Below are 8,185 nucleotides of genomic sequence, written 5' to 3'. Positions count from 1 at the left end.
CTCAAAATCGCTGGAGCTGCATGACAAGGTCATCGGGCATTATCTGAACATAAAACACTATCAGTAAGTTGGAGTCATTACCTGATTGTTATGGAAAAACATTACCAATACTCGAACCTGCACCAAAATTACTGCTTTTAGATATCAGTTATAAGTTGTGCCGTGCCGTTGGATTGGCAATGGACCCAGAAGATATATGAAGCATCAACACTATCTACACGCGCCAGCAAATCGTAGTTGTCCTGACCACTTTCGTCGACGTAGGTGAACAGCACATCCCCGTGCGCTTCCCCCAGTAGGCAGTCATTCCCAGACACACCGGGTGGTGATGGCTTGCCGGTTGGCTGTCCGCCCAGCTTCTGGCGTCGCGTTTTACTGATGCGGCGACCGAGCGGATCGTAGCGGAAGCTGTCCTGCGTCTGCGGTTTGTTGCGGTTCCTCGGGTTTGGCCGTTATCCTTCTCTACAGTGCAAGCATGGGTATTATAACGCCAGCGAATATCATTCAGCTGCGCCAGGCGGTTGTGCGTAATGTTCTCAACAGAACCTTCGAGCGGGTTAGCGGCTGCATCCCAGACCCCCTGCTCCTCTCCGGCCAGCGTGCCGTCCTGAACCAGGAGACGCCCGGCACTGTCTGTCGTACTGCCAGCGGTACCATTTGAACGGGTTATCGTCCCGCTCTTCGCGCACCAAGTTATTGCGGTAGTAGTAATCCCAGCGGCGCTGCGACGGGCGCTGGGTATTTTACTTACGACAGTGGATGTCATGACTCCAGAAAATGCTTACCTAGGGTTTTATGTAAAGTAAATAATCCGAGGGATCAACCCTAACCCACACTTCAGCGTTTTATTTTTTGTGGGTTCCAATCAGAGTAATCAGCAACACGGATTTCATTAAGAACAAGATCTAGTGGAACATGTGCAATGCTATCTGCAATTTCATCATATGGCGCTGGCAACTCGAATGAAAAACCAAAGTCGTCATTTATAATAATACAGCCATTAAATATACGCTGTTTGTAAGTCAACCCTATTATTTCCCCCATCGTTTGGCCTGTTTGTAATATTTTATTATACCTCCCCTTATAGTTTACGTTACAACCAATAGAAATGATCGTTCCATCTTCAAGGGTAGCGATTGTCATTGTGTCATCTACAATATATGCAAGCCTTTTCTTATCATCAGGCAAGAAATAATCAAAGTAAGTTACCTTATAGCCAGCATATAACTCGCTTATGTACTTACTGATATTATCCCCCAAAAAAACGTTACCTAGTGCTCTTCCTGATAAAATATCAGCATTAAAATCAATCATTTTATACCCCCCCCATTAAGTAAAACTCCGTCAACATAAACAGGTGAATCGGTTATTAAATCATAATTTTTAAACTCTCCATGACCAATTCTCCCATATACTACATCAGCACCATCAACTTCGCGATAAACTTTCCAGTAATCATTACCATGAATATTAGGTTGAGTTGGAGTCCCTCCGGGATGATAATCTAATTTGTACGTAGTACCTGATTTTGTTGTTTTGACATATTGAATATGTTGGATAGCTCCTGGTTTATTGGCTTGTGGATATGTTCTCGTCCAACCTTTGGATGTCAAAATATTATGAACATCAGCGGGTTTTTTCCCTGTTAATCTATCCACCCATCTTTGTGTTATACGATCTTTTTGAGAAAAACCACATTTTAACCCCCACGGATCCACCCACCCCAGCGCATTCGGCGCATACTGGTAAAGGTTAATCCCTCCCGCCAGCCCTATCGGGTCCTGCTGCGTAAATCGTCCGCAGTCCGGGTCATAATACCGGAACAGATTGTAGTGCAGCCCTGTCTCACGATCCAGGTATTGCCCCTGCATGCGCAGGTTCTGAGAATATCCTGATACCTGCGTCTCGCTTTCCCGCAGCAGCTTGCCCCAGGCGCTGTTCACCCCTTCCCAGCGCACCTGTCCTTCGCTATCCGTCATCCGTTCCGGCGTGCCGTTCGGCTGACAGTGGAACCAGAAGATTTCCGGGGCATCAACCCCGTCGATACGCGCCAGCGGATCGTAGCTGTCCTGATCGCTGTAGACGTAGGTCAGCGGCACATCCCCGTGCACTTCCTGCAACAGCCGGAACCCTTCCCAGACAAACCGCGTGGTGACTGGCTTACCGGTTGGCTGGCCGCCCAGCATCTGGCGGCGCGTTTTGCTGATGCGTCGCCCGAGCGGATCGTAGCGGAAGCTGACCAGCGTCTGCGGCCTGTTGCGGTCCCTTGGCTGGCTGATGACCTCTGTCAGGCGATGCTCGCCGTCATAGCGGTAGTGCCAGCGGGTCTGGCCGTTATCCTTCTCCACGGTGCGGCCGTGGATGTCATAGCGCCAGCGAATGCCGTTCAGCTGCGTCAGGCGGTTGTGCGTGACCTTCTCAGCAGAGCCTTCAAGCGGGTTACCGGCTGCATCCCAGCGCCACTGCTCCTGGCCGGGCAGCGTGCCGTCCTGAACCAGCAGCCGGCCTGCGCTGTCGTACTGCCAGCGGTACCAGCTGAACGGGTTATCGTCCCGCTCTTCGCGCACCAGGTTATGACGGTAGTCGTAATCCCAGCGGCGGGACCAGCGGCGCGGCGACGGGCGCTGGGCATTGCCGGTAAAAACGTCCCGGCGGTGCAGTCGGCCGAGGCGGTCGTATTCGCTGCGGGTGGTCAGCAGCCCCTGCGTGCGGCTGGTCTCGCGGTGAAGCTCGTCGCGGGTAAAGTCGGAGACCGAGAGCTTATCAAGCGCGATGCTGAGCAGATGCCCGCTGCCGTAGTAGAACTGTTTCAGCTCGCGGCCATCGGGCAGCGTGACGGAGGTGCGGTTGCCCAGCGCATCATATCCCCACGCCAGCTCACCATGCTCGCCCGCTTCGCGCGTGACGCGCCCGAGCGCGTCATACTCAAACACAAGCTCCTGCTCTGCCTCGGTGGTCCACACGTCGGCTGAAAGCGCAGGATGAAGCCCAATCCGGCTCAGAAGGCCGGACGGCGTGTAATGGTAGCGGGTCTGCCCTTCCGGCGTGGTGCGGGCGACCAGCTGGCCGCTCGCGCTCCAGGCAAAGGCATGGGTGATGGCCTCCGGATGACCGGCGGCAAAGGTGCGCGCAATCATGCGCCCGCAGGCGTCATAGCGATACTGCGAGGCCACGCCATCAAGCCCCACCTCTTCCAGCAGCAGCGAGTCTGGCCCCCAGCGGAACTGATACGCTTCGCCGTTCTCGTTTTCCAGGGCAATCAGACGCCCGCGGCTGTCCCAGCGGCGGCGCACCTCTTCACCCTGCGTATTTCGGGTGGCGGTTAAGCGCCCTGCCTCGTCGTATCTGAACTCGCTCTCTTTCCCATCGGCGCCCGCATGCTTCACCGGCAGGCCACGTTCGTTCCATTTGAGCGACTCGGTCCAGCCTTCTGGTCGGTCGAGCTGCACCGGACGCCCTGCGGCGTCGTAGCGGTAACGCGTCTCTTCGCCGTCGGCGCTTATCTCAGCCACCAGCCAGCCCAGCGGATGATAACGGTATTGTGTCACACGGCCCGAACAGTCCGTCGCACGCACCATCTGCCCGGCCTCGTTGTACTCCTGGTAGCGGCTGTTCCCGGCGGCATCGACTTCTTCCACAACCTGACCAAACTCGTCCCGACGCAGCAGCGAGGTCTGCCCCATCGGATCCACCACGCGTTTCAGCCCGTGATGTTCGTCATACAGGAACCGGGTGGCGCTACCGTCGGCTTCGATGATGGACGCCGGAAGCGCGCGGTGCTCCAGCCAGGTGGTGGTGCGGGTGTTGCCGTCGGCGTCGATCTCCTGCACCCGGTTGCCCATGTCGTCATAGACGAAGGTAACGGCATTACCCAGCGGATCGATGCGACGCGTGAGGAGTTCGTTGTCATCCCACTCGTAGCGCCAGTTCTCACCGCTCTCGTCAACGTAGCGAACAATGAGGTTTTGCGCGTTCCAGTAATGCTTTCGCGTCTGACCGTCGTAGTGTTCGACGGTCGTCAGCCCGGCGGCTAAATCATAGCTAAAGCGACAGCCGTCGCCGGTGCTGGTGCGGTTTTCCACCACGCGCCAGTGGTCGAATTTTTGCCACCGGTATTCGCTCTCCAGACCGCCCGGCATTCGGTGCCAGACCATCAGGCCGTGATCGTTGTAGCGGTATTCACGGGTTACCACGCCGGAGGCATCCGTTGCGCTGGCCAGCTGACCGCGCGCGTCGTACCCCCAATGCATCAGCGGCCATGTCTGGTTGCCGTCGAAATGGCTGGCTGCGGTCACGCGCTGCGGGAAACGTTCATCGTCATAGCGCAGGGAGACGTCGATGGCCCGCGGCTCATCATGGATACCAACCAGCCTGCCGTGCTCGTCCCACGCCGTCAGCAGCGCATTGCCGTACTCGTCGCTGAGGGAGGCCAGGCGCAGGATGGAGGGGTTAGCGCGGGTCGGTTTATACAGACGCCACACCGCGCCGTCATCGTCGGCAATCGCCACGTCGCCGCTCTCATTGCGGCGGATGATAATGCCTTCGCTGATGCTGTAAAACGCGCGGTCGACCGGCGGCAGTTCAAAGCTCAGCTCGCGCCCGGTTTCATCGAACCAGGTGGCATTGTTTTCTTCCAGCGTCAGATAGCTGTCAAAGGTGGTAGCCCAGCCCAGACCAAACAGCCCTTCGCGGATGGTCAGGCTGTTGTAGCTGCGCTGCCAGCGCAGCGGAAAGCGCCCCGGCAGCGAGAAATCGAGTTCATCGTCGTCGTTCAGCACCTTCACGCCGGTAGCGGCGTGAACCGGGTGCGAGGAGCCGAACACGGCGTTGACGGCCATATCAGCCAGCATCCCGCCACCAGCAGCAGCCAGCGCGCAGGGCATGTTTTTCAGGATCTTGCCCGGACGCCCGCGCAGGAGGGAGAGCGCAATCATCCCCAACGCCAGACCCGGCGTTTTACCGCTTTTGATATCGCGGACCGTGAGGGTGTCGCCGCCGATGATCACGTTCGGAGAGACGTCGTCGGAAACGGTGCCTTCGCAGGTGGTGCGATCTTTTGCGCGCACCGCAGGCTGTCCGTTGATGAAGACGCTTTTCGAGCCTTCCGCCAGATACTGTGGCCCGGAGTGTTTATCACACGCCACCTTGTCTTCTTCCAGCGGCGAGGTCCCTGCGGCGGCTGAGGCAACGCTCGGCTGCCACATCTCGCTGCCGAACTGTCCGGCAGCGGAGAGCAGCATACCCGCGTAGTCGGCAAAGCTGCCCGGCGACTGCGGCTCAGGGGACGGGGTATCGGCAGGCGTTAACGTCCCGGCGGCGCGTGCAGCGGGAAGTTTATTTGTCAGAACATTGCTCGAACCGGTGGTGATTTTACCCGCGGGCGACGGCGGAAAAAGCGCATTGCCTAATCCTTCAGCGGCGTTGCTGATATCGTCGGTGATCCCGGCGACGTTCGCCAGAACCCCACCAATAATGCCGCTCAACAGACAGCTGGATCCAATCGCCGCCACGCCTGCTGCTGCGGCCCCGGCTCCCAGCAGTGGGGCCGCGACGGTCGCTGCCGCGCCCACCGCCGCGCCAATCACCGCATAGGCGGCACCTTCCGCCACAATGCTGGTAATATCAGCAAAAATGCTGGAGTGAATAATCTCGTCGCCCTTACGGGCCGCGTTGTTATCGCTCATGCCTTACACATTCCGGTTGTCGTTTAGCGTCAGACTCTGCTTCAGTGCGCTCCAGCGCGCCTCGTCCTCTTCCGTAAAGGCTTTTAAGGCCGAGAGGGTAAAAATCATCAGTACCGGTTTGCCCGGCGTCTGCACGGCCAGCTGTTTTTGCCACAGGCGCTGGCCGTTACGGTCAAAGGTGGTCTCAACTTCCAGTCCGCTAATGTTTCCGTCTGGCCCGGCTTTTACGTGCTGAAATTCGCTCTGTGCAATTTCCCCCATCTGAGGACGCAGCACGTCCCACTGGCGGTGAAACTCTTGTTCGTAGTCGCTGCCATCGGGGATAACGCCGCGGCTGACCACCACGGACAGCCCGCTTTCGTCATCGCGAATGATGTTCATGCTGTTGTCCTGCCAGGCGGCAGGAAAAAGGGTAAAGGAACCTTCCTGGAGGGTGTATTTCATAAGTGAACTCGGGATGATTTATTAGAAAAATAAAATTAAAAGCGCTAAAATTTATACCGCCAATATTAATTACTGCTTAGCGACTCAGAGAAATATGATCATTAGAACGTTAGCACTTTCTTTTTTTCCGCAAAAACTTTAGGGGCAGCGATATTATTGGCCGTTTGATAATTATCTTCTTTCACAGCCCGGAAAATTGCCTCGCAACTTATTGTTCGTAGCGTGACATAACTACCCTGCCCAGGCATTCCTGATTCAGAACTGGAAAGCTAAATGCCCATGCCAGCCCGCGTTCATCGGTAGGGGTGCGATATCCAACTGATTGTCCCGGCGTGTTTCCGCGAGGGATATTAGACAATTTTAGATCCGGAAAATGAGATTTGACTTGATCAAGAGTAATACATGGTTGATTAACTACGAAAGAAACCAAAGATACGCTGTTATCACCATTTCCCCATAAACGAACATCCACATTACTGATCCGTGTGCCATCAGTTAACGTAAAGGGAGCTGAAGTATAACGGTCTTCTTTCTCCTGTGTATTATTAATCAGCGGTTGGTTAAACAGTTTACTGACATCCTCAACTTGTTTACCCCACACTGATTTCATTTCTTTAATCATTTGCCACAACGAATCTTGATTCATTTTATTATGCCCTGCATAGGTAAATATTGAAAATAGTGGAAGAACAATGAGGAATGTAGCTTTAATCATCCTACTTTCCATAGAATCCTCCATAGTAATCATTATAATTTAGATTAGTCCCTGAGGCTATTTCGCCTTTACCATACACTTTTCCTATTGCTTTGGCTGCATCAATGCGAGATAACTCACCACTTACCATTTTATCATAGGCAGAATTATATGCTTTTAGGTTTTCGGCACTTCCCGCTATATCAATATCAATACCGCCGTTTGCAAGGATCTCGCGTTGTATTTTAATGTTATTCAGCGTTGCTCCACCTTCATCCATAAGCTGGCTGTTGATGAAGCTTTCCTTACTCGAAGAATCTACCGCAACAGGATAAGTTGCATGCCCTGCCTCATGTGCCAGAGTTTGCACCGTTGTGGCTGTATCTTCCATGTGTTCAGGGTCCATGACAATCAATTTGTTATTCGTATCAGCGTAACTCCCCCCTCCTGCTGCTCCCGGCTGAATAGCCCACCCTTTATCTTTTAGATCTTTTAATTGTGTCTGAAGCGTTGGTGACTTATTGATTTCCTTAACTACATCTTCACTGAAGGGCATCACATCAGAGTTGTAGGAATTATTTTGATAGACGTAACTCCCTTTTAATGGTGGCGCTGATGCAAATTTTGTTGTTGGTTTTGGTCTGGTTGCTGCTGGCGCTGAAGCTGCGGGAGCCGGATTCTTAGCACTTTTATTCGGAGAAAACTTCTCCTGCACCGCCGCATCAATATCCCCTTTATGCCCCGATCCCGGCGCCGTTGTGCCCGGCTTGGTGCCCGACGTATTCAGATGCAGCTTACCGCCTGTGGTGATATACCCATCCCCTTCCACAAAGAAGTTAAACTCTTTGCCGATCAGGTTAATTTTGCCGTTAGCGTTAAGCTCAATAGCACTCTCGCCCGAGACCAGCCGCAGCTTCGTCCCGGAAGCAATGACGTACTGCTCCACCGCTGCATCCAGCTTGCCTTTACCCGTCAGGATCTCGGTTCCGCCTTTCACGGCCTGGATCTGATTAGCCTCCACGCGATGCAGCTCATTTTTCTTCACGTAATGGCTGCGCGCGCCGCCAACGGTGTGCGTTTCATCATTTTTAACGCTGGTGTCCATGTTGCGCTCGGCCTGGATCCACACCTGCTCTGCGCCCGCCTTGTCCTCAAAGCGCAGGGCGTTGGCGTTGTCCACGGAACCGTCCTTGGTGCGGCTCATAAAGCCCATCTGCGTCGCGGCAGCAGGCAGCGCCCACGGCGGCATGCTGGCTTCGTTATACACGCGACCAGTGATAATCGGACGGTCCGGGTCGCCGTTGATAAAGTCCACCACCACCTCATCGCCCACGCGCGGGATCTGCACCCCGCCGTAGCCCTG

7 protein-coding genes are annotated in these 8,185 nt (G+C 54.7%); 1 reads left to right on the top strand and 6 read right to left on the bottom strand.

Annotation, left to right across the window (positions count from 1 at the left end; translation table 11 throughout):
* A partial coding sequence (locus ACOTYB_RS24235; protein ID WP_421765773.1) for an IS1 family transposase occupies positions 1-67 on the top strand: 67 nt, incomplete at its 5' end.
* A 147-nt stretch (positions 68-214) separates the two neighbouring features.
* On the opposite strand, the gene ACOTYB_RS24230 is transcribed toward ACOTYB_RS24235, so the two are convergent.
* The 6 genes from ACOTYB_RS24230 to ACOTYB_RS24205 form a co-directional block, all read right to left on the bottom strand.
* On the bottom strand, positions 215-766 hold the full coding sequence (locus ACOTYB_RS24230) for a hypothetical protein (RefSeq protein WP_230683271.1): 552 nt from the start codon (positions 764-766) through the stop codon (positions 215-217).
* A gap of 71 nt (positions 767-837) precedes the next feature.
* Complete coding sequence (locus tag ACOTYB_RS24225) at positions 838-1,314, bottom strand: hypothetical protein (protein ID WP_032628402.1); 477 nt, start codon at positions 1,312-1,314, stop codon at positions 838-840.
* Entirely contained in the window at positions 1,311-5,684 is a 4,374-nt protein-coding gene (locus tag ACOTYB_RS24220; RefSeq protein ID WP_421765904.1) for an RHS repeat-associated core domain-containing protein, read from the bottom strand. Before ACOTYB_RS24220 ends, ACOTYB_RS24225 begins: the two co-directional genes overlap by 4 nt.
* 3 nt (positions 5,685-5,687) lie before the next feature.
* Positions 5,688-6,128, bottom strand: coding sequence for a DcrB-related protein (locus ACOTYB_RS24215; RefSeq protein ID WP_063869215.1), 441 nt, complete (start codon positions 6,126-6,128; stop codon positions 5,688-5,690).
* 208 nt (positions 6,129-6,336) lie between these two features.
* Positions 6,337-6,843 (bottom strand): hypothetical protein, encoded by a 507-nt coding sequence (locus tag ACOTYB_RS24210; RefSeq protein ID WP_223831766.1) that lies wholly within the window; start codon positions 6,841-6,843, stop codon positions 6,337-6,339.
* Between the two features lies 1 nt (position 6,844).
* Positions 6,845-8,185, bottom strand: a 1,341-nt coding sequence (locus ACOTYB_RS24205) for a type VI secretion system Vgr family protein (protein ID WP_233171301.1), incomplete at its 5' end; no start/stop codon positions are given.

The organism is Enterobacter cloacae complex sp. IR5450 (genome assembly GCF_049238665.1).
In the GTDB taxonomy this organism is placed as follows: Bacteria; Pseudomonadota; Gammaproteobacteria; order Enterobacterales; family Enterobacteriaceae; genus Enterobacter; species Enterobacter hormaechei_C.
Note: the sequence above shows the minus strand (reverse complement) of the source record. Positions and strands in the feature narration are given on the sequence as shown.

Excerpts from the sequence above, each read along its gene's own strand:
- ACOTYB_RS24230 (WP_230683271.1), bottom strand. The coding sequence starts at position 766 with ATGACATCCACTGTCGTAAGTAAAATACCCAGCGCCCGTCGCAGCGCC.
- ACOTYB_RS24225 (WP_032628402.1), bottom strand. The coding sequence starts at position 1,314 with ATGATTGATTTTAATGCTGATATTTTATCAGGAAGAGCACTAGGTAAC.
- ACOTYB_RS24220 (WP_421765904.1), bottom strand. The coding sequence starts at position 5,684 with ATGAGCGATAACAACGCGGCCCGTAAGGGCGACGAGATTATTCACTCC.
- ACOTYB_RS24215 (WP_063869215.1), bottom strand. The coding sequence starts at position 6,128 with ATGAAATACACCCTCCAGGAAGGTTCCTTTACCCTTTTTCCTGCCGCC.
- ACOTYB_RS24210 (WP_223831766.1), bottom strand. The coding sequence starts at position 6,843 with ATGATTAAAGCTACATTCCTCATTGTTCTTCCACTATTTTCAATATTT.